The sequence below is a fragment of the Pseudomonas sp. P4_B4 genome (assembly GCF_056402255.1).
Map to the genome: position 1 here is coordinate 25,104 of NZ_JBFUHS010000003.1, position 24,443 is coordinate 49,546.

Below are 24,443 nucleotides of genomic sequence, written 5' to 3' on the forward strand. Positions count from 1 at the left end.
CCAAAGCCTCATTGTTTCAGCTTCGCTTGCCGCTTGCGCCGAGCTTCCGGAGCCCAGTCAAGGGCGCCCACTCGGAATAGGTAGACAAGGCCTGCCAACAGAATTGCTATGAAAACGAGAGCTTCGACGAATCCGGTCCAGCCGCTTTCGCGGACGGACACAGACCATGCAAAGAGAAAGAGGGCTTCGATATCGAAGATCACGAAGAGCATCGCGACCAGATAGAATTTGGCTGAGAGCCGCAAGCGGGCGCCACCTGTAGGTAGCATGCCGGACTCGAACGGTTCGTTTTTGCTGCGGCCCCAGGCTTTTGACCCGAGGAGGCTGGAAACACCGAGCATGAAGGCGCAGAGGCCGACAACGCCTAGAAGGAAAATGGCAAAGCCCCAGTTGTGGGCCATGAGTCCTGTCGCTTCGGGCATGCTGGTAATCCTTAACAGAGAGCAAGGGTCTCTGAGCTTGAAAAGAAACAAAAGCAGTGACGATATGTCGCAGCAATCAATCCCGCTGATTTTATGGCTAAACACCCGGCAAGTAAAATTCCTATAGCGAAATTTATTATAGGAATAAGGACATAGCGCGCCTCAAAACCCCCACAGGCCTTGCGGCTCGGGCATTAGCCGGCATTTCGTCAATTATGTTTTGTAGGGAATGTAACGAACATTGTTAACTATAAATGATAATCAGTATTGTTTGGCGTGGTTTTTAAACTGCTTGTCCTTCGGATACTCGGGAAGTTGTCTTATATGGGCGTTACTGCAAGTAGTGGCGGTGTGCGTTTTAGCGGATTTTTCTGACAGTCGTACCGCTCTGGATCAATGATTTTCTACAAGCACCACCGTCCCACAGGTTTTTTTTGCAGTGTTTGTTGAATCGCAGGCAAAAAAACGCCCCGAACCAGTCGGGGCGTCAGATGTGCAGCGCTGCGGTTAGCTTTCTATTCGGCCCGCAGCGGCTGATGTCTCAGTCGAAGCAGATCAGTGGAACTGTTCTTCTTCAGTCGAGCCGGTCAGCGCGGTCACCGAAGACGAGCCACCCTGGATCACGGTGGTCATGTCGTCGAAGTAGCCGGTGCCCACTTCCTGCTGGTGAGCCACGAAGGTGTAACCCTTGGCGGCGTCAGCGAATTCCTGCTCTTGCAGCTTCACGTAGGCAGTCATGTCGTTGCGGGCGTAGTCGTGCGCCAGGTTGAACATGCTGTGCCACATGTTGTGAATGCCGGCCAGGGTGATGAACTGGTGCTTGTAGCCCATGGCGGACAGTTCGCGCTGGAACTTGGCGATGGTCGCGTCGTCCAGGTTTTTCTTCCAGTTGAAGGAAGGCGAGCAGTTGTACGACAGCAGTTGGTCCGGGTATTCCTTCTTGATCGCTTCAGCGAAGCGACGGGCTTCGTCCAGATCCGGCTTGGCGGTTTCACACCAGATCAGGTCGGCGTACGGAGCGTAGGCCAGGCCGCGAGCGATGGCCTGGTCCAGACCGGCGCGTACTTTGTAGAAGCCTTCCTGGGTGCGCTCGCCAGTCACGAATGGCTGGTCGTACGGGTCGCAGTCGGACGTCAGCAGGTCAGCGGCGTTAGCGTCGGTACGGGCCAGGATGATGGTCGGAGTACCGGCAACGTCAGCAGCCAGGCGAGCAGCGGTCAGCTTCTGTACGGCTTCCTGGGTAGGAACCAGTACCTTGCCGCCCATGTGGCCGCATTTCTTCACGGAAGCCAGCTGGTCTTCGAAGTGAACGCCGGCGGCGCCTGCTTCGATCATGCTCTTCATCAGCTCGTAGGCGTTCAGTACGCCGCCGAAGCCGGCTTCGGCGTCAGCCACGATTGGCGCGAAGTAGTCGATGTAGCCAGCGTCGCCCGGGTTCTTGCCGGCTTTCCACTGGATCTGGTCGGCACGACGGAACGAGTTGTTGATGCGCTTGACCACGGTTGGAACCGAGTCCACCGGGTACAGCGACTGGTCCGGGTACATCGATTCGGCGGAGTTGTTGTCCGCAGCCACTTGCCAGCCCGACAGGTAGATCGCCTGGATACCGGCCTTGACTTGTTGTACAGCCTGGCCGCCGGTCAGGGCGCCCATGCAGTTGACGAAATCTTTCTCAGGACGGAAGGCTGGCTTGGCACCCTGGGTGACCAGGTTCCACAGCTTCTCGGCGCCCATTTTTGCAAAGGTGTGCTCAGGTTGAACCGAGCCACGCAGGCGGACGACGTCAGCAGCGGAGTAAGTGCGTGTCACGCCTTTCCAGCGCGGGTTTTCAGCCCAGTCTTTTTCGAGGGCTGCAATTTGCTGTTCGCGTGTCAGTGCCATGGGAGATAAACCTCGTCGCGTCTTTATGAAAAGTTGTTCTGCGGTGGAAAATTCCTGCGCTCGCTGACCAGAAGCTTAAGCGGTCAAGTCGGATTCGGCGGGGAGGGCGACGGGATGAACGATCGGCTCGAGGGGAAGTGAGCAGGTAAAGGCGAACTGCGGGCGCATTCGGGCGTCGTGGGCCTTGGTGCGAACAACAGTGTGGTGCCGGGTTACCTATTACGCTTCCGTCCCTCGGGACAACTTCGTTCCAGTCGACAACCTCGTCAAACACACCTTGTGGGCGGTACAGACACGAAGCGGTTCGCGGGGTAGGTGCGAACATCGCCTCGAAGGCCCTTGCCAGGGCCTCTGATTAGCGGGAGCGAGGCCATCATGCCTTTGCTTTTTTGGCTCGTCAAACGTTTTGTAGTGCTTTTTTTCAGGCACTACATCTTTGGTCTAATACGACTCGTCAGTCAGTTTTTGGTGCTTTAGTCCAAGGTGTCGACTTTCACCTGCAATGTCATGTCGTTGCGGCTCTGGGTCGAGTAGCTGCGGGTCAGGCCCTGTTTGTCGGCCTGGGTTTGGCCGTTGACCCCGGCCAGCAGGATCCACTCACCGAGGTGGCCGGTGACGGTTGTGTCGGTGCTTTGTACGTTCACTACATCGGGACGTTCCTGGCTCATGCGGTCATGGTTGGTACTGATCGACAGGTGGACGATGTCGCCGGTGACGTTTGCGGTGACGTAGAAGCCCTGGGTGACGTTGCGGTATTCGGTCTGGCTACGCAGGTCGCCGTAGGAGTCGGTCTGCGAGCTGGTCAGCGGCACGCTCTGGCCCACCTGGATCAGCGCCGGTGCGCCTTCGCTGGCCTGCACTTGCTGAATGCCGCCGTCGCGGCTATCGGTGCTGTAGTTGATGATGCGGGTCTGGCTTGGCTTGGCGCCGTTCACCGAATAACCCTGGTCACCCTGGAAGTTGTTGTCGCTGGTGTCGACGGTGATCAGCAGGCGCTTGGGTGCGGTGTCGAGTTGCGAAAGAAGGGCTTTAAGTTCGTCGATCTTGCGCTGATCGGCGTTGACGATGAGTTGATTGCCATAGGCGCTGACCTGGCCATCCTTGCCGATGAAATCCTGCGCCACGGGCAGCAGGTCGGCGCTGGTACGGTAGTTCAGGGGCACGATTTCGGTGGCTGCCATGGCCGAAAGGCTGCAGGCCACCAGCAAGGTGCTGAGCAGGGTGCGTAGGGACATATCCGTTATCTCCGCCAACTTGAATTGATGATAGTGCCACTTTGTCGGCCCGGGGCGAGGCAAGTTGAATGGCAGACAGCAAAACGCCCCGGTATCCGGAGATGGCGGGGCGTTTTGTGGTGTTTGCATGCAGCTTTTGTGGCGAGGGGGCAAGCTCCCTCGCCACAGGGTCTCAAGCCGAGTGCCGAACCATGTCCACATGCGGAATCCCGGCTTCCAGGAATTCCTCACTGACCATGTGAAAGCCCAAGCGCTCATAGAACGCCGTGGCTTGTACCTGGGCGCTGAGCATCTGCTGCTTGAGTCCGCGCTCTTCGGCTTCACCGATGACCGCTTGCATCAGTGCATCGCCGACTTTCAGGCCGCGCCAGTCTCTGAGTACCGATACCCTGCCGACGTGGCCGTCGGGCAACAGGCGGGCGGTGCCAATCGGAAAGTCGCCTTCGTAAGCGAGGAAATGCACTGCATCAATGTCATCGGCGTCCCATTCCAATTCTGGCGGAACGGATTGCTCGGCGACGAACACCGTTTCACGAATGCGCCGGATCTCGGCGTTGTCCTTCTGCCAGTCTGCGACACGTACGTGAATCTTATTCATCGGCAAACCCCAGGCTTCCTTGCTTGACCAGTTCGCACAGCAGGCCGCGACCGTCTTCGTCGCTCAGCCAGTCGCCAAGGTTATCGGCGTGGAGCGAGTCGGCAGCGCAGATCATCTTCAGCAGCTCACGCAGTTTGCCTGGCAGGTAACGGCTCTGGCCGCTGGCGAACAGCAGCAGGTCGTCATCGACTTCAGACCACGCCAGGCGTGCGCTAGGGTTGCGAATCAGGATCGCGCCTTGCTCCAGGGCAGACATGAAGTCCTCTTCTTCGACGTCTTCCGGGCCCACCACCAGTTCCGGGTAGCGTGGCTCGGTCATGAACTGGCCGAACCAGGTCAGCAGCAGGCGCTCGTCGCTCATGTGCTCGGCCAGCAGGCCTTTCAGGCGGTCGAGTGCGTCGCGCTGGATCTGGTGAGGATCGGCAGTCGGCAAGGCGTCGGCGTCGGTGTAGCGTTCTTCGTCCGACAGGAACTGGCTGAGGAAGTCGGTGAAGTGGGTCAGCACTTCAGCAGCGCTCGGTGCACGGAAGCCGACCGAGTAGGTCATGCATTCATCAACGGCGACGCCGCAATGGGCCAGGCGCGGTGGCAGGTAGAGCATGTCGCCCGGTTCCAGCACCCATTCATCGGTGGCTTCGAATTCGGAGAGGATGCGCAGGTCGGCGTGGGCCAGCATCGGGCTCTCGGTATTGCACATCTGGCCGATCTTCCAGTTGCGCTTGCCGTGGCCTTGCAGCAGGAACACGTCGTAGTTGTCGAAGTGCGGACCAACGCTGCCACCCGGTGCGGCGTAGCTGATCATCACGTCGTCAATGCGCCAACTCGGCAGAAAGCGGAAATTTTCCAGCAGTTCGCTGACTTCCGGGACGAACTGATCCACGGCTTGAACCAGCAGGGTCCAGTCACGTTCAGGCAGTTTGCTGAATTCATCTTCGGCGAACGGGCCGCGACGCAGTTCCCACGGACGCTCGCCTTTCTCGATGATCAGGCGCGATTCGACTTCTTCTTCCAGCGCCAGGCCGGCCAGTTCGTCGGCGTCGATCGGGCTTTCGAAATCAGGAATCGCCTGACGGATCAACAGCGGCTTTTTCTGCCAGTAGTCGCGCAGGAATTCCCGTGCCGTGATGCCGCCCAGAAGTTGAAGAGGAATATCAGGATTCATGTGTAACCTATTGAAAAAATGCACTTTTCAGACGGGAATAAAAACGCCCGGCGCGGCCGGGCGTCTTAAAAGGGTCTAGCGGTCGATCAGATGCGCTTGGCTTGTTCTACAGCGTTGCCGATGTAGTTGGCCGGGGTGAGCAATTTCAGCTCGGCCTTGGCGGCAGCTGGCATGTCCAGGCCGTCGATGAAAGTCTGCAGCGCTTCTGGGCTGATGCCCTTGCCGCGGGTCAGTTCTTTCAGCTTTTCGTACGGGTTTTCGATGTTGTAGCGACGCATCACGGTCTGGATCGGCTCGGCCAATACTTCCCAGCACGCGTTCAGGTCAGCGGCAATCTTCTGCTCGTTGAGCTCAAGCTTGCTGATGCCCTTGAGGCTGGCTTCGTACGCGATCACGCTGTGGGCGAAGCCGACACCGAGGTTGCGCAGTACGGTGGAGTCGGTCAGGTCGCGCTGCCAGCGGGAGATTGGCAGTTTGCTCGCCAGGTGCTGGAACAGTGCGTTGGCGATACCCAGGTTGCCTTCGGAGTTTTCGAAGTCGATCGGGTTGACCTTGTGCGGCATGGTCGACGAACCGATTTCGCCAGCAATGGTGCGCTGTTTGAAATAACCCAGGGAGATATAGCCCCAGATGTCGCGGTCGAAGTCGATCAGGATGGTGTTGAAGCGGGCGATCGCGTCGAACAGCTCGGCGATGTAGTCGTGCGGTTCAATCTGCGTGGTGTAAGGGTTGAAGCCCAGGCCCAGCTCGTCTTCGATGAAGGCGCGGGCGTTGGCTTCCCAGTCGATCTCAGGGTAGGCCGACAGGTGAGCGTTGTAGTTGCCGACAGCGCCGTTGATCTTGCCCAGCAGCGGAACGGCAGCGACTTGGGCGATCTGGCGCTCCAGACGGTAAACCACGTTCGCCAGTTCTTTGCCCAGGGTGGTCGGCGAGGCCGGCTGACCGTGGGTGCGCGACAGCATCGGCACGTCGGCGAAACGGATCGCCAGTTCACGGATGGCGTTGGCGGTCTGGCGCATCAGCGGCAGCATCACGTCATCACGGCCTTCGCGCAGCATCAGGGCGTGGGACAGGTTGTTGATGTCCTCGCTGGTGCAGGCAAAGTGGATGAACTCGCTGACCTTGGCCAGTTCCGGCAGCTTGGCCGCTTGCTCTTTGAGCAGGTATTCGATGGCTTTGACGTCGTGGTTGGTGGTGCGCTCGATCTCTTTGACGCGCTCGGCGTGCTCCAGAGAAAAGTTTTCCGCCAGGGTGTTGAGCACAGCGTTGGCTTCGGCGGAGAACGCCGGCACTTCACTGATGGCAGGGTGAGCGGCCAGGCGCTGGAGCCAGCGCACTTCAACCAGAACGCGGGCACGGATCAGGCCGTACTCGCTGAAAATTGGGCGCAGGGCCTGGGTTTTGCCGGCGTAGCGGCCGTCAACAGGGGAAACCGCAGTGAGCGAAGAAAGCTGCATGGGGTGTTCTCGGACAGTCGGGCAACGAAATGGGGCGCGTATCATACATGAAAAAATCCGCCGGTCCGTCGCCAACTGACCGGCGTATTACGCGTATTGCTGAGTTCTGTTCTGTTGATGCGGGTTATTCGTTACGCATCAAGGGGTAAAGCTCTTTGAGCAATTTGCGGCGGCTGATCACCAGCTGCCAGCGATGACCGCCCAATTGCCGCCAAAGGCGCGCCGAACGAATGCCGGCCAGCAGCAGGGCGCGGATTTTCGAAGCGTTGCTCGGTTGTTGCAGGTTGCGCATGTCACCGTGTACCTGGATGCGTTGGCGCAGGGTGCTCAGGGTGTCCTGATACAGCGCGCCGCAGGCGGCGATCACGTTTTCGTGGGCCGGGCCGAAGTGTTCGACCTGGGACTGAATCTGCGGCAGGCGCTTGCCGATCACGTCGAGCATGTCGTTGCGCTTGGCTAGCTGACGCTCAAGGCCGAGCATGGCCAGGGCATAGCGCAGCGGTTCGCGCTGCAGGGCGTTTGGGTCGCGCTCGAGGGCGCCGATCAACGCGCGATAGCCTTCACGCAGGTTGATGTCGTCGCCGCCATAGACTTCAAGGGTGTCCTTGGGGTCGCGGATCAGCAGGCTGCCGAGCATGCAGGTCAGGCCGGCTTCGTTGGTCTGGCCGGTCTTGGCGATCCTGTCCACCAGCACCGCGGCGAGAAACACGCCGCCCAGTGCCGTCAGTTGCTCCTGAATCGGGTTCATAGCGCATGGCCCTTGCTCGTCCACGGCTCGGCTACTTCAATCACGCCGCCGCCGAGGCAGATTTCACCGTCGTAGAACACCACGGACTGGCCCGGAGTGACCGCGCGTTGCGGATCATCGAAGGTCGCGCGATAACCGGTGGCGGTTTTTTCCAGGGTGCACGGCTGGTCGCTCTGGCGATAACGAACCTTGGCGGTCAGCTTGCGTGGCTGGCTCAGGTCGATCGGGTTGACCCAGTAGATATCGGAAGCGAGCAGGGCGCGGGAGAACAGCCACGGGTGATCATTGCCCTGGCCGACGATCAGCTCGTTGTGTTCCAGGTCCTTGATCAGCACGTACCACGGCTCGTCACTGGCATCTTTCAGCCCGCCAATGCCCAGGCCCTGACGCTGGCCGATGGTGTGGTACATCAGGCCGTGGTGGCGGCCGATGATTTCACCTTCGGTGGTCTTGATCTCGCCCGGTTGCGCTGGCAGGTATTGCTTGAGGAAGTCGCTGAAGCGGCGCTCGCCGATAAAGCAGATCCCGGTGGAATCCTTCTTCTTCGCGGTCGCCAGTTCGTATTTCTCGGCAATGGCGCGCACTTGCGGTTTTTCCAGCTCGCCGACCGGGAACAGGGTCTTGGCGATCTGTTCGCCGCCGACGGCGTGCAGGAAGTAACTCTGGTCCTTGTTCGGGTCCAGGCCCTTGAGCAGTTCGGTGCGGCCATCGATGTCGCGGCGACGCACGTAGTGGCCGGTGGCGATCAGGTCGGCGCCAAGCATCATGGCGTAGTCGAGGAACGCCTTGAACTTGATTTCGCGGTTGCACAGGATGTCCGGGTTCGGCGTGCGTCCGGCCTTGTATTCGGCGAGGAAATGCTCGAATACGTTGTCCCAGTACTCGGCGGCGAAGTTGGCTGTGTGCAGCTTGATGCCAATCTTGTCGCACACGGCTTGAGCATCCGCCAGGTCATCCATGGCGGTGCAGTATTCCGTTCCATCGTCTTCTTCCCAGTTCTTCATGAACAGGCCTTCCACCTCATAGCCCTGCTCAATCAGCAGGAGGGCGGAAACGGAAGAGTCCACGCCGCCGGACATGCCGACAATGACGCGCTTCTTTTGTGTGTCAGAAGGGGCTGGATCACGCATAGGGATTCAATGAGTGTCTTGAAAAAGGACGCGATTCTAGCAGGCTCGGGCCCGCAAGGCTAAAGAGAAGGACGGATCAATTCGAGGCCGAAGTGAATGCCTTCCAGATAATCATCGATACAGCGGATGATCAGCTCGCTGCGCCAGTTGTCGCGCTGCTCGATTAATTCGTCGCGGGTCAACCACTTGGCGCCGACGATGCCTTCGTCAAGTTGATAATCCGCGTGGTGTTTCAGTGGTTTGGCGATGAAGCAGACCCTCTGGTAGGTCACGCCGTTGCTCGGGGCGGTGTAGAGGTAAATGCCCAGTACGCCGGTCGGTTCGACGTCCCAGCCGGTTTCCTCGAGGGTTTCGCGCACGGCGGCTTCGGTCAGGGTTTCATTCGGGTCCAGATGACCGGCGGGTTGGTTGAGTACCGTGCGTCCGCTCTTGAGTTCTTCGACCATCAGGAAGCGGCCGTTGTCTTCGACGATGGTGGCGACGGTGATGTGGGGTAGCCAGGTCATGAAATATCCTCCGGTCGTCCTGTAGGAGCGAGACTTGCCCGCGAAGGCATCACCGCGATGTCTATCAAAGACCGCGCTGTCTCCTTCGCGGGCAAGCCTCGCTCCTACAGGGTTTTGTATGTTGGAAACACAAACCCCGGCACAGGGCCGGGGTTTGTGATGTTCCCTTACAACCTTAAACCAGCGCAGCGACAGCCGCGTTGAAGGTTGCGCTCGGGCGCATGGCCTTGCTGATCAGCTCGGCGTCGGCGTGGTAGTAACCGCCGATGTCCACTGGCTTGCCCTGAACGGCATTGAGCTCGGCAACGATGGTCGCCTCGTTCTCGGTCAGGGTCTTGGCCAGGGTCGCGAACTGCGCTTGCAGTGCAGTGTCTTCGGTCTGGGCAGCCAGGGCTTGAGCCCAGTACAGCGCCAGGTAGAAGTGGCTGCCGCGGTTGTCGATGTTGCCGACTTTGCGCGATGGCGACTTGTTGTTGTCCAGGAACTGGCCGGTGGCCTGGTCCAGGGTCTTGGCCAGAACAAGTGCCTTAGGGTTGTCGTAGGTCACGCCCAGGTGTTCCAGGGACGCGGCCAGGGCCAGGAATTCACCCAGCGAATCCCAGCGCAGGAAGTTTTCTTCCAGCAGCTGCTGAACGTGCTTCGGAGCCGAACCGCCGGCGCCGGTTTCGAACAGGCCACCGCCGTTCATCAGCGGCACGATCGACAGCATCTTGGCGCTGGTGCCCAGTTCCATGATCGGGAACAGGTCGGTCAGGTAGTCGCGCAGTACGTTGCCGGTCACCGAAATGGTGTCGAGGCCAGAGCGGGTGCGCTGCAGGGTGTACTTCATCGCGTCGACCGGTGCCATGATCTGGATGTCCAGGCCGGCAGTGTCGTGATCCTTCAGGTAAGCCTGAACTTTCTCGATCACTACGCCGTCGTGGGCGCGCATCGGGTCCAGCCAGAAAATCGCTGGAGTAGCGCTTGCGCGAGCACGGTTGACGGCCAGTTTGACCCAGTCCTGGATCGGCGCGTCTTTGGCCTGGCACATGCGGAAGATGTCGCCGGCTTCAACAGCCTGTTCCATCAGCAGGTTGCCCTTGCTGTCGGTGACGCGAACAACGCCGTCAGCCTTGATCTGGAAGGTCTTGTCGTGGGAGCCGTACTCTTCGGCTTTCTTCGCCATCAGGCCAACGTTTGGCACGCTGCCCATGGTGGTCGGATCGAACGCACCGTTGGCTTTGCAATCTTCGATCACAGCCTGGTAGATGGTGGCGTAGCAGCGATCCGGGATCACGGCCTTGGTGTCGTGCAGCTGGCCGTCGGTGCCCCACATCTTGCCGGAGTCACGGATCATCGCCGGCATCGAGGCGTCGACGATGACGTCGCTCGGCACGTGCAGGTTGGTGATGCCTTTGTCGGAGTTGACCATCGCCAGGGAAGGGCGAACGGCGTAGACCGCCTGGATGTCAGCTTCGATGGCCGCTTGCTGCTCGGCAGGCAATGCCTTGATGCGAGCGTACAGGTCGCCGATGCCGTTGTTCAGGTTGAAGCCGATCTGTGCCAGCACGTCAGCGTGCTTGGCCAGCGCGTCTTTATAGAACTCGGCAACGATCTGGCCGAACATGATCGGGTCGGAGACCTTCATCATGGTGGCTTTCAAGTGAACCGACAGCAGCACGCCTTGTGCCTTGGCGTCTTCGATTTCGGCCGCGATGAAGCTGCGCAGGGCGTTTTTGCTCAATACCGCGCAATCGAGGATCTCACCGGCTTGTACGCTGGTTTTTTCTTTCAGGACGGTGGCGGTGCCGTCTTGAGCGATCAGTTCGATTTTCACGGCGTCAGCGGCGTCGATCAGGGCGGCTTTTTCGCTGCCGTAGAAATCGCCGGTGCTCATGTGCGCGATGTGGGACTTGGAGTCCTTGGCCCAGGCGCCCATTTTGTGCGGGTGCTTGCGTGCGTAGTTCTTGACCGACAACGGCGCGCGGCGGTCGGAGTTGCCTTCACGCAGAACCGGGTTCACGGCGCTGCCCTTGATCTTGTCGTAGCGGGCCTTGGCTTCTTTGTCGGCGTCGCTGGTGACGGTCTCAGGGTAGTCCGGCAGTGCGAAGCCTTGAGCTTGCAGCTCTTTGATCGCGGCTTGCAGTTGCGGAACCGAGGCGCTGATGTTCGGCAATTTGATGATGTTGGCTTCAGGCGTAACGGCCAGGGCGCCCAGTTCGGCGAGGTGGTCGGCTACGGCTTTGTCACCCAGTTGCTCGGGGAAGCTGGCCAGGATGCGCCCTGCAAGAGAGATATCGCGGGTTTCAACGGCGATATCAGCCGAGGCGGTGAACGCCTCTACGATAGGCAACAGTGAATAGGTGGCGAGGGCAGGAGCTTCGTCGGTGAAGGTATAGATGATCTTCGAGCGGGTGGGCATATTCGGATTAACTCTCTCTTCTTTGCTAAAGCGTGCGCAGAAACTCGAGGGCGCCGGGTAAGCGCGTTCGTTCAAAGTCATCCATGAGCCGAATATCGAGGTTTCGTTGCTGTGATGTTGGGTGCATCAGTAGGGCGTCAAGTGGCCGGACTGCGATAACAGGCCGGCCTGCCAGGCGGAAAGTCTCGTCGTAGAGCGCTTCAACCGTCGTGACCCTGTGGTCAGCGGCGGCATTATACATAGGTAGCTGGCAATCTGCCGATGGTTCATACACAACGAATGTCGTCCATTGGTCTAAAGGTCGCAGGGGCAAGTCGAGCGTAGAGTCATTCGTCGTGCTTGGTTTTGGCGCTTTTCCCTTTGCTTTCAGGCTTGTAGCGCACGAGTTGCAAGGCTTTGCGGCAGATGGATGGAACATAGGGTTTGCGCGCCGATTCAACTGGGTTACGCTCGAACCAAGCCAGATGTTCAATCCAATCAATGGAGTTCAGCATGGGTTACAAGAAGATTCAGGTTCCAGCCGTCGGCGACAAAATCACCGTCAATGCAGACCATTCTCTCAATGTTCCTAATAACCCGATCATCCCCTTCATCGAAGGCGACGGCATTGGTGTCGACATCAGCCCGGTCATGATCAAGGTTGTCGATGCTGCTGTTAAGAAGGCTTACGGTGGCGAGCGCAAGATTTCCTGGATGGAAGTGTACGCCGGGGAGAAAGCGACTCAGGTTTACGATCAGGACACCTGGCTGCCTCAGGAAACCCTGGACGCGGTCAAGGACTACGTGGTTTCCATCAAGGGCCCGCTGACCACCCCGGTCGGTGGCGGCATCCGTTCCCTGAACGTGGCCCTGCGTCAGCAACTCGACCTGTACGTCTGCCTGCGCCCGGTGCGCTGGTTCGAAGGCGTGCCTAGCCCGGTCAAGAAGCCAGGCGATGTCGACATGACCATCTTCCGCGAGAACTCCGAAGACATCTACGCTGGCATCGAGTGGAAGGCCGGCACGCCGGAAGCCACCAAGGTCATCAAGTTCCTTAAAGAAGAAATGGGCGTTACCAAGATCCGTTTCGACGAAAACTGCGGTATCGGCGTCAAGCCGGTGTCCCTGCAAGGCACCAAGCGTCTGGCACGCAAGGCCCTGCAATACGTGGTCGACAACGATCGCGATTCGCTGACCATCGTGCACAAAGGCAACATCATGAAGTTCACCGAAGGTGCCTTTAAGGAATGGGCCTACGAAGTGGCGGCTGAAGAGTTCGGCGCGACCCTGCTCGACGGCGGTCCGTGGATGCAGTTCAAGAACCCGAAAACCGGCAAAAATGTCATCGTCAAGGATGCCATCGCCGACGCCATGCTCCAGCAGATCCTGCTGCGCCCGGCCGAGTACGATGTAATCGCAACCCTGAACCTGAACGGCGACTACCTCTCCGACGCCCTGGCGGCGGAAGTGGGCGGTATCGGTATCGCGCCGGGTGCCAACCTGTCCGACACCGTGGCTATGTTCGAAGCCACCCACGGTACTGCACCGAAGTACGCCGGCAAGGATCAGGTCAACCCCGGTTCGCTGATCCTGTCCGCTGAAATGATGCTGCGCCACATGGGCTGGACCGAAGCAGCCGACCTGATCATCAAGGGCACCAACGGCGCGATTTCCGCCAAGACCGTAACCTATGACTTCGAGCGTCTGATGGAAGGGGCCAAGCTGGTTTCGTCTTCCGGCTTCGGTGATGCGCTGATCTCGCACATGTAAGAAAACGCAGGCACACAAAAACCGCCTGATTCAAGAATTTGAGTCAGGCGGTTTTTTTATGGCGGGATGACGGTGTGGTCTTACACCGTAACGGTCTGTTGCGGGGCGGATGTCGTCGCTTTCGAAGCATCCACCGGATTGCCGATGTTGATCGCGTGCAGGCCTTTGGGGCCCTGGATGATGTCGAATACGACAGCTTGCCCGGCTTTCAGGGTTTTATAACCTTCCATCTGGATGGCGGAGTAGTGGGCAAACAGATCTTCTGTCTTGCCGTCCTCGATGATGAAACCGTAACCCTTGGCGTTGTTGAACCATTTGACCTTGCCGCTGACCTTGCCGCCTGACATACCCAACTCCCTCTGCAACAGACTCCATCACTGGAGTATCATTCCGTACATCCGCAGTCGAATCTGTAAATAAGATTGACTCCGCGGACCTTTTTTACCCACTGTGGGCTCTATTGGTTGTAACACCGTTTTGCCGATAGTCAAGCTGACCCGGCAGTCGGAGTTGAAATCGCTGATAGCCGCCCCCACCACTGTATTTGAACAACTGACGAACCTTTCTTTCCATGCATGCAATCAGCCAGATTCGACTAACATTCAATCAGGATCGCCCTGATTTACACGACGACGATTCCGCGGGCATTGCTGTTCAGGAGGCAAAGCCTGCACTACAGGCGCCGCCGATGTACAAGGTGGTTTTGTTCAATGATGACTACACACCGATGGATTTCGTCGTCGAAGTGCTCGAGGTGTTTTTTAACCTGAATCGCGAGCTGGCGACCAAGGTCATGCTGGCCGTCCACACAGAAGGGCGGGCAGTATGTGGAGTGTTTACCCGTGACATCGCCGAGACCAAGGCCATGCAGGTCAACCAGTACGCCAGGGAAAGCCAGCATCCGCTACTCTGTGAAATCGAGAAGGACGGTTAATCGCCGACCACTTGGGTATGAGGTGAAGCTATGTTAAACCGCGAGCTCGAAGTCACCCTCAATCTTGCCTTCAAGGAAGCCCGTTCGAAGCGTCATGAGTTCATGACCGTCGAACACCTCTTGCTGGCCCTATTGGACAATGAGGCTGCCGCCACCGTTTTGCGTGCGTGCGGCGCAAACCTCGACAAACTCAAGCATGACCTGCAGGAGTTCATTGACTCCACCACGCCATTGATCCCCGTGCATGACGAGGATCGCGAAACCCAGCCAACCCTGGGCTTCCAGCGTGTACTGCAACGTGCTGTGTTTCACGTACAGAGCTCGGGCAAACGCGAAGTGACTGGTGCTAACGTGCTGGTCGCGATCTTCAGTGAGCAAGAGAGTCAGGCGGTGTTCCTGCTGAAACAGCAGAGCGTTGCCCGCATAGATGTCGTCAACTACATCGCCCATGGCATTTCCAAGGTGCCGGGGCATGGCGATCACTCTGAAGGTGAACAAGATATGCAGGACGATGAGGGCGGTGAGTCTTCTTCCTCTGGCAATCCCCTGGATGCTTATGCCAGCAACCTCAACGAGCTGGCGCGCCAGGGTCGTATCGATCCGTTGGTGGGTCGTGAGCTGGAAGTCGAGCGCGTCGCGCAGATCCTGGCGCGTCGTCGCAAAAACAATCCGCTGCTGGTGGGCGAGGCGGGCGTGGGTAAAACCGCGATTGCCGAAGGTCTGGCCAAGCGCATTGTCGACAACCAGGTGCCGGACCTGCTGGCCAACAGCGTGGTTTACTCCCTCGATCTGGGGGCCTTGCTGGCCGGTACCAAATACCGTGGCGATTTCGAGAAACGCTTCAAGGCGTTGCTCAATGAACTGAAAAAACGTCCGCAGGCGATCCTGTTCATCGACGAGATCCACACCATCATTGGTGCGGGTGCCGCGTCCGGTGGCGTCATGGATGCATCGAACCTGCTCAAGCCGCTGCTGTCCTCGGGTGATATCCGTTGCATCGGTTCGACCACGTTCCAGGAATTCCGTGGCATCTTCGAGAAGGACCGTGCTTTGGCCCGGCGCTTCCAGAAGGTCGATGTGTCGGAGCCTTCGGTGGAAGACACCATTGGCATTCTGCGCGGCCTGAAGGGGCGTTTCGAAAGCCATCACAATATCGAATACAGTGATGAAGCCCTGCGCGCGGCTGCCGAACTGGCCTCGCGTTACATCAATGACCGTCATATGCCGGACAAGGCCATCGACGTCATCGACGAAGCGGGTGCCTACCAGCGCCTGCAACCGGTCGAGAAGCGTGTGAAGCGCATCGAAGTGCCGCAAGTCGAGGACATCGTCGCGAAAATCGCGCGGATTCCACCAAAACACGTCACCAGTTCCGACAAGGAGCTGCTGCGTAACCTCGAGCGTGACCTGAAGTTGACCGTGTTCGGTCAGGATGCCGCGATCGACTCGCTGGCAACCGCGATCAAGCTGTCCCGTGCCGGCCTCAAGTCCCCTGACAAGCCTGTCGGTTCGTTCCTGTTCGCAGGGCCTACCGGTGTCGGTAAAACCGAAGCGGCGCGTCAGTTGGCCAAGGCCTTGGGTGTCGAGCTGATTCGTTTCGACATGTCCGAGTACATGGAGCGCCACACCGTATCGCGTCTGATCGGTGCGCCTCCGGGTTATGTCGGGTTCGATCAGGGCGGTTTGCTTACCGAAGCCATCACCAAGCAGCCACACTGCGTGCTGTTGCTCGATGAGATCGAAAAGGCGCATCCGGAAGTCTTCAACCTGCTGCTGCAGGTGATGGACCACGGTACGTTGACCGATAACAACGGGCGCAAGGCGGATTTCCGTAACGTGATCGTCATCATGACGACCAATGCCGGTGCCGAGACCGCGGCCCGTGCTTCGATCGGTTTCACCTATCAGGATCACTCGTCCGATGCGATGGAAGTGATCAAGAAGAGCTTCACGCCGGAATTCCGCAACCGTCTGGACACCATCATCCAGTTTGGTCGCCTCAGCCATGAGGTCATCAAGAGCGTGGTGGACAAGTTCCTTACCGAGCTTCAGGCGCAGCTGGAAGACAAGCGTGTGTTGCTGGAAGTCACCGATGCAGCCCGCAACTGGCTGGCTGAAGGTGGCTACGACGCGGCGATGGGTGCTCGCCCAATGGCTCGCCTGATCCAGGACAAGATCAAGCGTCCGCTGGCGGAGGAGATTCTCTTTGGCGAACTGGCCGAGCATGGCGGTGTGGTACACATCGACATCAAGGACGGCGAGCTGACCTTCGAGTTCGAGACCACGGCCGAGATGGCCTGACGTTCAGAAGCAAAACAAAAAGGCGCCGGTTGGCGCCTTTTTGTTGTCTGCAGGTCATACACAAATCCAGTGTGGGAGCGGGCTTGCTCGCGAAAGCGTCGGCATATCCAGCATCCCTGTGTCAGACAGATCGCATTCGCGAGCAAGCCCGCTCCCACATAGTGCCTTCCATTTCGAAGCTGTCTTCTTTCGACATGCAGTAAAGCCCTCGGTGTCCAATGAATGGCCCGGTGCAACTGCGCCAGGCAAAAGCGGCGTGCATTGTGCCCGAAAAGTGGGGTTTAAGCCAAGGGGTTTAGGGCCGGCTCTAGTTTAGAACCACCCAGCGCTGATTAATCAGCAACTCAATAGGGCGATATTGAGTCTTGTAGTTCATTTTTTTGCAGTTTTTGATCCAGTAGCCGAGGTAGACCGCATCCAGCCCCAGCCGTCTTGCCTCGGCGATTTGCCAGAGGATTGCATAGCGCCCAAGGCTGCGGCGCTCTTCGGCCGGTTCGTAGAAGGTGTAGACCGCCGAAAGACCGTTCGGCAGTAAATCGGTGACGGCGACGGCCAGCAGCCGGCCGTTCAGGCGGAACTCGTAAAATCGGGAAAACGGCAGGTCTCGTACCAGAAATGTCGAAAACTGGTCGCGACTCGGCGGGTACATATCGCCATCGGCGTGACGCTGTTCGATATAGCGCTGGTAAAGGTCGAAGTACTCTTCGTTGAAGCCGGGCTTGGCCGGACGCACCTGCAAATCCACATTGCGCTTGAAGATGCGTTTCTGTTGCCGGTTGGGCGTGAACTGCCCCACGGGAATGCGTGCCGGAACGCACGCATTGCAATTCTGGCAATGCGGCCGGTAGAGATGATCGCCACTGCGACGAAACCCCATCTCCGACAGGTCTGCATAGACATGCACATCCATGGGCTGGCTAGGGTCGAGGAACAGGGTTGTGGCCTGCTCATCGGGCAGATAACTGCAAGAGTGCGGCTGAGTGGCATAGAACTTCAAACGCGCCAACTCGGTCATGATCAACCCTCGGGATAATGCTTTTGAATAAGTGTAAGCCACGCGCGCAAATGTCGCTCAGCAAACCCAGGTGGCGGTGTTGGGTTGGTCCAGGTGCCTGGCCAGATAGCCGGCAAATTCACGGCGGGGAATGGCTCGGGCGCCCAGGCTGTGCAAGTGATCGGTGGGCATCTGGCAATCGATCAATACAAAACCCGAGTCTTTCAGATGCCGAACCAGTGTGGCAAAACCGAATTTCGAGGCGTTGTCAGCGAGGCTGAACATGGACTCGCCGAAAAACAACTGGCCCATTGCCAGGCCATACAGCCCGCCAACCAGTTCATCCCCGTCCCACACTTCCACCGAGTGCGCGTGTCCGCGCCTGTGCAGTTCGATGTAGGCGTCCTGCATGGCCTCGGTGATCCAGGTGCCGTCAGCATAATCCCGGGGTGCGGCACAGGCACGGATGACGGCGGCGAAGTCCTGATCGAAGGTCACTTGGTAGCGTTGCTGGCGCAGCAGCTTGTTCAGGCTGCGCGAGACGTGCAATTCGTCGGGAAACAGAACCGTGCGCGGGTCCGGTGACCACCAGAGGATCGGCTGGCCTTCGGAAAACCATGGGAAGCAGCCGTGGCGATAAGCCGAGATCAGCCGATCGGCGGACAGATCGCCACCGGCAGCCAGCAGCCCGTTGGGGTCGCGCATGGCCTTTTCCAGCGGTGGGAAATGCAAGGTGTTGCGTTGTAACCAGGTCAGCATGGCATCCGGACTTACAGAAGGGGAGGGCAGTGGTGGGTTTTGGCCCGCCATAAAGTTTGCCTTCAAACGGTTGGAATGTCGTCGAGGTATTTTTCGGCGTCCAGTGCCGCCATGCAACCGGCCCCGGCAGACGTAACGGCCTGGCGGTAAACGTGGTCGGCCACGTCACCGGCGGCAAACACACCGGCAATCGCCGTAGCGGTGGCATCGCCTTCGCTGCCACCCTTGACCAGCAGATACCCGTCGCGCATTTCCAGTTGGCCCGTAAACAGGTCGGTATTGGGTTTATGGCCGATGGCGATAAACACCCCGGCCAGCGGCAGTTCCTTGGTTTCACCCGTTTGGCTGTCCCGCAGGCGGGCGCCGGTCACGCCGCGGGCATCGCCGAGCACTTCGTCCAGGTTCTGGTTCCAGTGCAGGCGGATATTGCCATTGGCGGCTTTTTCGAAGAGTTTGTCCTGGAGGATCTTCTCCGAGCGCAGCTTGTCGCGCCGATGCACCAGGTGCACTTCCTTGGCGATGTTCGACAGGTACAAGGCTTCCTCGACCGCCGTGTTGCCGCCGCCTACCACCGCAACCACTTGATTTCGATAGAAAAATCCATCACAGGTCGCGCACGCTGACACCCCTTTGCCGGCAAACGCTTCTTCCGACGGCAGGCCCAGGTATTGCGCGGAGGCGCCGGTGGCAATGATCAAGGCGTCGCAGGTGTAGGTGCCGCCATCGCCGATCAATTCGAACGGCCGTTGTTGCAACTTGGCAGTGTGGATGTGGTCGTAAACGATCTCGGTGGCAAAGCGTTCGGCGTGTTTTTGCATGCGATCCATCAGCACTGGTCCGGTCAGGCCTTCAACGTCCCCTGGCCAGTTATCCACTTCGACGGTGGTGGTGAGCTGGCCACCTGCCTGTATGCCGGTAATGACAACGGGCTCGAGGTTGGCGCGGGCGGCATACACGGCCGCGCTGTAACCGGCGGGGCCGGAGCCCAGGATGATCAGGCGTGAATGCTTCGCATCGCTCATAAAAACACCTCATAAGCCTTTGTCACAAAAGAGAATGCATGCTCAAATTGAACAGCATGTCATATGCTTTTGACTATGCTACACCCAAGGGTCTCAAGCATGGCGTCGTGCGTACAAACCCGTACAATGCCCTGCGTGTTACATATATTCAGTGCGCGCCATGTTTATAAAAACCGGGGCGCAGTGTTAAAAGTAGTCCCGGTAACGCGTGTTAACTTTTTTACCTGCCTGGATTGGGCGGTTTTTTCGCAGTTTTTATAGACATTCATCAGATGGACGCGCCATAGGCGCAGGAAAAGAAGCGTTTTGAAGAAATCCACCGCAGCACCTAAACCAGCCGTCGTACCGCTCTGGCGCCAGCACTTGCACTACCGACTCAAGGAAGGTGCGCTGATCGCCATCGGTGCCTTGTGCCTGTTCCTGATGATGGCCTTGTTGACCTATGGCAAGGATGATCCGGGCTGGAGTCATAACAGCAAGATCGACGACGTGCAGAACTTCGGCGGGCCAGCGGGCTCCTACAGCGCCGATATCCTGTTCATGGTGCTGGGTTACTTCGCCTACATCTTCCCGTTGCTGCTGGCCGTCAAGGCATACCAGATCTTCCGCCAGCGTCACGAACCGTGGCAGTGGAGCGGTTGGCTGTTCTCCTGGCGCCTGATCGGCCTGGTGTTCCTGGTGCTGTCGGGCGCCGCTCTGGCCCATATCCATTTCCATGCCGCGACCGGTCTGCCGGCCGGTGCGGGCGGTGCGCTGGGCGAAAGCCTTGGCGACCTGGCCAGGAATGCCTTGAATATCCAGGGCAGCACGCTATTGTTCATTGCGTTGTTCCTGTTCGGCCTGACTGTGTTTACCGACCTGTCGTGGTTCAAGGTGATGGATATCACCGGCAAGATCACCCTCGACCTGTTCGAACTGTTCCAGAGCGCCGCCAATCGCTGGTGGGCGGCCCGTACCGAGCGCAAACAGCTGGTTGCCCAGTTGCGTGAAGTCGATGACCGTATGGATGAAGTGGTCGCGCCGAGCGTCACCGACAAGCGCGAGCAGGCCAAGGTCAAGGAACGTCTGATCGAACGTGAGCAAGCCCTGAGCAAGCACATGTCCGAGCGTGAGAAGCAGGTGCCGCCGGTGATTGCACCCGCGCCGCCAAAGCCCGTCGCACCGAGCAAGCGTGTGGAGAAAGAGAAACAGGCGCCGCTGTTCGTCGACAGCGCCGTGGAAGGCACTTTGCCGCCGATCTCGATTCTCGATCCGGCGGAAAAGAAACAGCTCAATTACTCGCCTGAATCCCTGGCTGCGGTTGGCCACTTGCTGGAAATCAAGCTCAAGGAATTCGGCGTTGAAGTCACGGTGGATTCGATTCACCCGGGCCCGGTGATTACCCGTTACGAGATCCAGCCGGCCGCCGGGGTCAAGGTCAGCCGTATTTCCAACCTGGCCAAAGACCTCGCGCGTTCCCTGGCCGTGACCAGCGTGCGCGTGGTGGAAGTGATTCCGGGCAAGACCACGGTCGGTATCGAGATTCCCAACGAGGATCGGCAGATCGTGCGTTTCTCCGAGGTGTTGTCGACCCCCGAGTACGACAACTTCAAGTCGCCGGTCACCCTGGCCCTGGGTCACGACATCGGCGGCAAGCCGGTCATCACCGACCTGGCGAAAATGCCGCACTTGCTGGTGGCCGGTACCACCGGTTCCGGTAAGTCGGTGGGTGTGAACGCGATGATCCTGTCGATCCTGTTCAAGTCTGGCCCGGAAGACGCCAAGCTGATCATGATCGACCCGAAAATGCTCGAACTGTCGATCTACGAAGGCATTCCGCACCTGCTGTGCCCGGTGGTCACCGACATGAAGGACGCCGCCAACGCCCTGCGCTGGAGCGTTGCCGAGATGGAGCGGCGCTACAAGCTGATGGCCAAGATGGGTGTGCGAAACCTGTCGGGCTTCAACGCCAAGGTCAAGGAAGCCCAGGACGCCGGTGAGCCGTTGAGCGATCCGCTGTACAAGCGCGAAAGCATCCACGACGAAGCGCCGCTGCTACAAAAGCTGCCGACCATCGTAGTAGTGGTCGACGAATTCGCCGACATGATGATGATCGTCGGCAAGAAGGTTGAAGAACTGATTGCCCGTATCGCACAAAAGGCGCGTGCGGCCGGTATTCACTTGATCCTTGCGACCCAGCGTCCGTCGGTGGATGTGATCACCGGCCTGATCAAGGCCAACATCCCGACCCGCATGGCGTTCCAGGTATCGAGCAAAATCGACTCCCGGACCATCATCGACCAGGGCGGTGCCGAACAACTGCTCGGCCACGGTGACATGCTCTACATGCCGCCGGGTACCAGCCTGCCGATTCGTGTTCACGGTGCTTTCGTGTCCGACGAAGAGGTTCACCGCGTGGTGGAAGCCTGGAAACTGCGGGGCGCGCCGGAATACAACGACGACATCCTCAATGGCGTCGAAGAGGCGGGCAGCGGCTTTGAAGGCAGCAGCGGTGGCGGCGACGGTGACGATCCCGAGGCCGATGCGCTGTACGACGAAGCGGTGCAGTTCGTGTTGGAAAGCCGTCGCGCCTCCATTTCCGCGGTTCAGCGCAAGCTGAAGATCGGCTACAACCGCGCCGCGCGCATGATCGAAGCCATGGAGATGGCCGGGGTCGTGACGTCCATGAACACCAACGGTTCGCGTGAAGTCCTGGCCCCGGGCCCGGTGCGCGACTGACCCGAGTATGAAAGGGGAGCGCCCATTGGCGCCGCCCGCACTCCCACGAATGTTATGAGGACTCCCATGCGTCTGATCCGCATGCTGTTGCTGCCGGTACTGGCCTTGACCACGCTCCAGGCTAACGCCGATGACAAGGACGTGGCACGCCTGACCCAACTGCTGGAAAAATCCCAGACCCTGACTGCACGTTTCTCGCAACTGACCCTTGATGGTACCGGCACCCAGTTGCAGGAAACCGCCGGTGAGATGTCGCTGCAGCGTCCGGGCCTGTTCTACTGGCACACCGATGCGCCGGCCGAACAGACCATGATCTCCGATGGCAAGAAAGTCACCCTGTGGGACCCGGACCTGGAACAGGCCACCATCAAGAAACTCGACCAGCGCCTGACCCAGACCCCGGCGTTGCTGTTGTCCGGTGACGTGTCCAAGATCAGCCAGAGCTTCGACATCAGCGCCAAGGAAGCCGGCGGCGTGATCGACTTCACCCTCAAGCCGAAAACCAAGGACACCCTGTTCGACAGCCTGCGCCTGTCGTTCCGCAATGGTCTGGTCAATGACATGCAACTGATCGACAGCGTCGGCCAGCGCACCAATATCCTGTTCACCGGGGTGAAGGCCAACGAGCCGATCCCGGCGTCCAAGTTCAAGTTCGACATCCCCAAGGGTGCCGATGTGATTCAAGAGTAATACGCCGAACCTGTGGGAGCGGGCTTGCTCGCGAAGGCGGTGTGTCATTCAATCAAAATGTCGACTGACACGGCCTCTTCGCGAGCAAGCCTGCGGCCAATCTGGACGAGTACGTCGGTCAGGAGCACGTGCTCGCTCGCGGCAAGCCCTTGCGCGAAGCCCTGGAGCAGGGTGCCCTGCATTCGATGATTTTCTGGGGGCCGCCGGGCGTGGGCAAAACCACCCTGGCGCGATTGCTCGCGGAAGTCTCGGATGCGCACTTCGAAACGGTCTCGGCGGTGCTGGCCGGGGTCAAGGAGATCCGTCAGGCGGTGGAAATCGCCAAGCAGCAGGCCGCGCAGTACGGCCGCCGCACCATCCTGTTCGTCGACGAAGTGCATCGCTTCAACAAGTCCCAACAGGATGCGTTCCTGCCCTATGTCGAAGACGGCACGCTGATTTTCATCGGCGCGACCACGGAAAACCCCTCGTTCGAACTCAATAACGCCTTGCTCTCCCGGGCGCGGGTTTATGTGCTCAAAAGCCTCGACGAAGCGGCCCTGCGCAAACTGGTGCACCGCGCGCTGACCGAAGAGCGTGGCCTGGGCAAGCGCAACCTGACCCTCAGCGACGAGGGCTTCCAGATGCTGCTGTCGGCCGCCGATGGCGATGGTCGGCGCCTGCTCAACCTGCTGGAAAACGCCTCGGACCTGGCGGAGGACAACAGCGAGATCGGCACCGAGCTCCTGCAAAGCCTGCTTGGTGACACCCGTCGGCGGTTCGACAAGGGCGGCGAAGCGTTCTACGACCAGATTTCCGCGCTGCATAAATCGGTGCGCGGCTCCAACCCCGATGGCGCCTTGTATTGGTTCGCACGGATGATCGACGGCGGTTGTGATCCGCTGTACCTGGCCCGGCGCGTGGTGCGCATGGCCAGCGAAGACATCGGCAATGCCGACCCCCGTGCCCTGAGCCTGTGCCTGGCGGCCTGGGAAGTGCAGGAGCGCCTCGGCAGCCCCGAAGGCGAGCTGGCGGTGGCCCAGGCCATCACCTATCTGGCCTGCGCGCCGAAAAGCAACGCGGTGTACATGGGCTTCAAGACTGCATTGCGCGCCGCCGCCGAGCACGGCTCGCTGGAAGTGCCGCTGCACCTGCGCAACGCGCCGACCAAGCTTATGAAGCAGCTGGGCTACGGCGATGAATACCGTTATGCCCACGATGAGCCGGACGCCTATGCCGCTGGCGAAGACTATTTCCCGGAAGAACTCGACCCGATCCCGTTCTATCAGCCCGTGCCCCGTGGCCTGGAGTTGAAGATCGGCGAAAAACTCAATCACCTGGCAAAACTCGACCGTTTAAGCCCAAGGCAGCGGAGAAAATAGTGCTTCCCTTGATCGTTGCGGTTTCCGTCGGCGGGATGGCCGGCACTCTGTTGCGCTTCGCCACCGGCAACTGGATCAACGCGAATTGGCCGCGGCACTTCTATACCGCGACGCTGGCCGTTAATATCGTGGGCTGTTTGCTGATCGGCGTTCTATACGGTCTGTTTTTGATACGCCCGGAGGTGCCCATCGAGGTGCGTGCCGGGTTGATGGTTGGCTTCCTCGGGGGGCTGACGACTTTTTCATCCTTTTCACTGGATACGGTGCGCCTGCTGGAAAGCGGGCAAGTGCCGCTGGCCCTGGGCTATGCGGCGCTCAGCGTATTCGGCGGGCTGCTTGCCACCTGGGCCGGCCTGTCCTTGACCAAACTTTGAT

At 59.2% G+C, this 24,443-nt stretch carries 21 protein-coding genes and 1 pseudogene; 7 read left to right on the top strand and 15 right to left on the bottom strand.

The features are described from left to right. Positions 1-8 precede the first annotated feature (8 nt). The 11 genes from AC1DVE_RS04480 to AC1DVE_RS04530 all read right to left on the bottom strand — a co-directional run bounded on the left by AC1DVE_RS04480 (position 9) and on the right by AC1DVE_RS04530 (position 12,034). Positions 9-422: an NADH-quinone oxidoreductase subunit A gene (locus tag AC1DVE_RS04480; RefSeq protein WP_003223812.1), complete on the bottom strand. Its 414-nt coding sequence runs from the start codon at positions 420-422 to the stop codon at positions 9-11. Positions 423-977: 555 nt separating this feature from the next. Next, positions 978-2,303 carry an isocitrate lyase gene (aceA, locus tag AC1DVE_RS04485; protein WP_007970439.1) on the bottom strand — a complete coding sequence of 442 codons (1,326 nt, stop codon included), beginning with the start codon at positions 2,301-2,303 and terminating at the stop codon, positions 978-980. A gap of 473 nt (positions 2,304-2,776) precedes the next feature. Next, positions 2,777-3,538: a secretin N-terminal domain-containing protein gene (locus tag AC1DVE_RS04490; protein ID WP_477783789.1), complete on the bottom strand. Its 762-nt coding sequence runs from the start codon at positions 3,536-3,538 to the stop codon at positions 2,777-2,779. A 172-nt stretch (positions 3,539-3,710) separates the two neighbouring features. After that, positions 3,711-4,136, bottom strand: a complete 426-nt coding sequence (locus AC1DVE_RS04495) for a GNAT family N-acetyltransferase (protein ID WP_223453966.1) — start codon at positions 4,134-4,136, stop codon at positions 3,711-3,713. Further along, positions 4,129-5,298, bottom strand: a complete 1,170-nt coding sequence (locus AC1DVE_RS04500) for a ribosomal protein uL16 3-hydroxylase (RefSeq protein ID WP_223453967.1) — start codon at positions 5,296-5,298, stop codon at positions 4,129-4,131. The genes AC1DVE_RS04495 and AC1DVE_RS04500 overlap by 8 nt, the downstream gene beginning before the upstream one ends. Before the next feature lie 86 nt (positions 5,299-5,384). Next, positions 5,385-6,755, bottom strand: coding sequence for an adenylosuccinate lyase (gene purB / locus AC1DVE_RS04505; protein WP_223444758.1), 1,371 nt, complete (start codon positions 6,753-6,755; stop codon positions 5,385-5,387). 124 nt (positions 6,756-6,879) lie between these two features. After that, positions 6,880-7,503 carry a high frequency lysogenization protein HflD gene (hflD, locus tag AC1DVE_RS04510; RefSeq protein WP_223531879.1) on the bottom strand — a complete coding sequence of 208 codons (624 nt, stop codon included), beginning with the start codon at positions 7,501-7,503 and terminating at the stop codon, positions 6,880-6,882. Beyond that, the gene (gene mnmA, locus AC1DVE_RS04515; protein ID WP_223531877.1) at positions 7,500-8,633 is read right to left on the bottom strand and encodes a tRNA 2-thiouridine(34) synthase MnmA; all 1,134 of its coding nucleotides are present in this window, start codon (positions 8,631-8,633) and stop codon (positions 7,500-7,502) included. The genes hflD and mnmA overlap by 4 nt, the downstream gene beginning before the upstream one ends. Positions 8,634-8,692: 59 nt before the next feature. Beyond that, entirely contained in the window at positions 8,693-9,139 is a 447-nt protein-coding gene (locus AC1DVE_RS04520) for an NUDIX hydrolase (RefSeq protein ID WP_223453970.1), read from the bottom strand. Between the two features lie 175 nt (positions 9,140-9,314). Continuing rightward, positions 9,315-11,540, bottom strand: coding sequence for an NADP-dependent isocitrate dehydrogenase (locus AC1DVE_RS04525; protein ID WP_223453972.1), 2,226 nt, complete (start codon positions 11,538-11,540; stop codon positions 9,315-9,317). Positions 11,541-11,866: 326 nt separating this feature from the next. Next, the gene (locus AC1DVE_RS04530) at positions 11,867-12,034 is read right to left on the bottom strand and encodes a hypothetical protein (RefSeq protein WP_185754733.1); all 168 of its coding nucleotides are present in this window, start codon (positions 12,032-12,034) and stop codon (positions 11,867-11,869) included. Here AC1DVE_RS04530 and icd point away from each other — a divergent pair. After that, positions 12,033-13,289: an NADP-dependent isocitrate dehydrogenase gene (gene icd, locus AC1DVE_RS04535; protein ID WP_007972065.1), complete on the top strand. Its 1,257-nt coding sequence runs from the start codon at positions 12,033-12,035 to the stop codon at positions 13,287-13,289. The genes AC1DVE_RS04530 and icd overlap by 2 nt on opposite strands. Positions 13,290-13,369: 80 nt before the next feature. On the opposite strand, the gene cspD is transcribed toward icd, so the two are convergent. Then, entirely contained in the window at positions 13,370-13,636 is a 267-nt protein-coding gene (gene cspD, locus AC1DVE_RS04540; RefSeq protein WP_223453974.1) for a cold shock domain-containing protein CspD, read from the bottom strand. A gap of 224 nt (positions 13,637-13,860) precedes the next feature. Between cspD and clpS the strand changes: the two genes are divergently transcribed. Together clpS and clpA are read left to right on the top strand one after the other, a co-directional pair. Continuing rightward, on the top strand, positions 13,861-14,223 hold the full coding sequence (gene clpS / locus AC1DVE_RS04545) for an ATP-dependent Clp protease adapter ClpS (RefSeq protein ID WP_015094394.1): 363 nt from the start codon (positions 13,861-13,863) through the stop codon (positions 14,221-14,223). Between the two features lie 30 nt (positions 14,224-14,253). After that, complete coding sequence (gene clpA, locus AC1DVE_RS04550; RefSeq protein ID WP_056723817.1) at positions 14,254-16,524, top strand: ATP-dependent Clp protease ATP-binding subunit ClpA; 2,271 nt, start codon at positions 14,254-14,256, stop codon at positions 16,522-16,524. A gap of 307 nt (positions 16,525-16,831) precedes the next feature. Here the strand turns inward: clpA and AC1DVE_RS04555 are convergent, their stop codons facing one another. The 3 genes from AC1DVE_RS04555 to trxB form a co-directional block, all read right to left on the bottom strand. Next, positions 16,832-17,539 (bottom strand): arginyltransferase, encoded by a 708-nt coding sequence (locus AC1DVE_RS04555; RefSeq protein ID WP_223453976.1) that lies wholly within the window; start codon positions 17,537-17,539, stop codon positions 16,832-16,834. 57 nt (positions 17,540-17,596) lie between these two features. Then, complete coding sequence (gene aat / locus AC1DVE_RS04560; protein WP_223453977.1) at positions 17,597-18,277, bottom strand: leucyl/phenylalanyl-tRNA--protein transferase; 681 nt, start codon at positions 18,275-18,277, stop codon at positions 17,597-17,599. 62 nt (positions 18,278-18,339) lie between these two features. Then, complete coding sequence (gene trxB, locus AC1DVE_RS04565) at positions 18,340-19,299, bottom strand: thioredoxin-disulfide reductase (protein WP_223453979.1); 960 nt, start codon at positions 19,297-19,299, stop codon at positions 18,340-18,342. Between the two features lie 306 nt (positions 19,300-19,605). Here trxB and AC1DVE_RS04570 point away from each other — a divergent pair, with 306 nt between their 5' ends. The 4 genes and pseudogenes from AC1DVE_RS04570 to crcB all read left to right on the top strand — a co-directional run bounded on the left by AC1DVE_RS04570 (position 19,606) and on the right by crcB (position 24,442). Next, positions 19,606-22,017 carry a DNA translocase FtsK gene (locus AC1DVE_RS04570; protein WP_223453981.1) on the top strand — a complete coding sequence of 804 codons (2,412 nt, stop codon included), beginning with the start codon at positions 19,606-19,608 and terminating at the stop codon, positions 22,015-22,017. 66 nt (positions 22,018-22,083) lie between these two features. After that, the gene (lolA, locus tag AC1DVE_RS04575; protein ID WP_223453983.1) at positions 22,084-22,707 is read left to right on the top strand and encodes an outer membrane lipoprotein periplasmic chaperone LolA; all 624 of its coding nucleotides are present in this window, start codon (positions 22,084-22,086) and stop codon (positions 22,705-22,707) included. Positions 22,708-22,802: 95 nt separating this feature from the next. Next, positions 22,803-24,068: pseudogene (locus tag AC1DVE_RS04580) on the top strand (replication-associated recombination protein A); the annotation flags it as partial. Continuing rightward, on the top strand, positions 24,068-24,442 hold the full coding sequence (crcB, locus tag AC1DVE_RS04585; RefSeq protein WP_008049383.1) for a fluoride efflux transporter CrcB: 375 nt from the start codon (positions 24,068-24,070) through the stop codon (positions 24,440-24,442). The pseudogene AC1DVE_RS04580 and the gene crcB, both read left to right, overlap by 1 nt. Position 24,443 lies beyond the last annotated feature (1 nt).

What these genes read in the sequence shown, in the direction of transcription:
- AC1DVE_RS04480 (WP_003223812.1), bottom strand. Translation starts at nt 422, where the DNA reads ATGCCCGAAGCGACAGGACTCATGGCCCACAACTGGGGCTTTGCCATT.
- aceA (WP_007970439.1), bottom strand. Translation starts at nt 2,303, where the DNA reads ATGGCACTGACACGCGAACAGCAAATTGCAGCCCTCGAAAAAGACTGG.
- AC1DVE_RS04490 (WP_477783789.1), bottom strand. Translation starts at nt 3,538, where the DNA reads ATGTCCCTACGCACCCTGCTCAGCACCTTGCTGGTGGCCTGCAGCCTT.
- AC1DVE_RS04495 (WP_223453966.1), bottom strand. Translation starts at nt 4,136, where the DNA reads ATGAATAAGATTCACGTACGTGTCGCAGACTGGCAGAAGGACAACGCC.
- AC1DVE_RS04500 (WP_223453967.1), bottom strand. Translation starts at nt 5,298, where the DNA reads ATGAATCCTGATATTCCTCTTCAACTTCTGGGCGGCATCACGGCACGG.
- purB (WP_223444758.1), bottom strand. Translation starts at nt 6,755, where the DNA reads ATGCAGCTTTCTTCGCTCACTGCGGTTTCCCCTGTTGACGGCCGCTAC.
- hflD (WP_223531879.1), bottom strand. Translation starts at nt 7,503, where the DNA reads ATGAACCCGATTCAGGAGCAACTGACGGCACTGGGCGGCGTGTTTCTC.
- mnmA (WP_223531877.1), bottom strand. Translation starts at nt 8,633, where the DNA reads ATGCGTGATCCAGCCCCTTCTGACACACAAAAGAAGCGCGTCATTGTC.
- AC1DVE_RS04520 (WP_223453970.1), bottom strand. Translation starts at nt 9,139, where the DNA reads ATGACCTGGCTACCCCACATCACCGTCGCCACCATCGTCGAAGACAAC.
- AC1DVE_RS04525 (WP_223453972.1), bottom strand. Translation starts at nt 11,540, where the DNA reads ATGCCCACCCGCTCGAAGATCATCTATACCTTCACCGACGAAGCTCCT.
- icd (WP_007972065.1), top strand. Translation starts at nt 12,033, where the DNA reads ATGGGTTACAAGAAGATTCAGGTTCCAGCCGTCGGCGACAAAATCACC.
- AC1DVE_RS04530 (WP_185754733.1), bottom strand. Translation starts at nt 12,034, where the DNA reads ATGCTGAACTCCATTGATTGGATTGAACATCTGGCTTGGTTCGAGCGT.
- cspD (WP_223453974.1), bottom strand. Translation starts at nt 13,636, where the DNA reads ATGTCAGGCGGCAAGGTCAGCGGCAAGGTCAAATGGTTCAACAACGCC.
- clpS (WP_015094394.1), top strand. Translation starts at nt 13,861, where the DNA reads ATGCATGCAATCAGCCAGATTCGACTAACATTCAATCAGGATCGCCCT.
- clpA (WP_056723817.1), top strand. Translation starts at nt 14,254, where the DNA reads ATGTTAAACCGCGAGCTCGAAGTCACCCTCAATCTTGCCTTCAAGGAA.
- AC1DVE_RS04555 (WP_223453976.1), bottom strand. Translation starts at nt 17,539, where the DNA reads ATGACCGAGTTGGCGCGTTTGAAGTTCTATGCCACTCAGCCGCACTCT.
- aat (WP_223453977.1), bottom strand. Translation starts at nt 18,277, where the DNA reads ATGCTGACCTGGTTACAACGCAACACCTTGCATTTCCCACCGCTGGAA.
- trxB (WP_223453979.1), bottom strand. Translation starts at nt 19,299, where the DNA reads ATGAGCGATGCGAAGCATTCACGCCTGATCATCCTGGGCTCCGGCCCC.
- lolA (WP_223453983.1), top strand. Translation starts at nt 22,084, where the DNA reads ATGCGTCTGATCCGCATGCTGTTGCTGCCGGTACTGGCCTTGACCACG.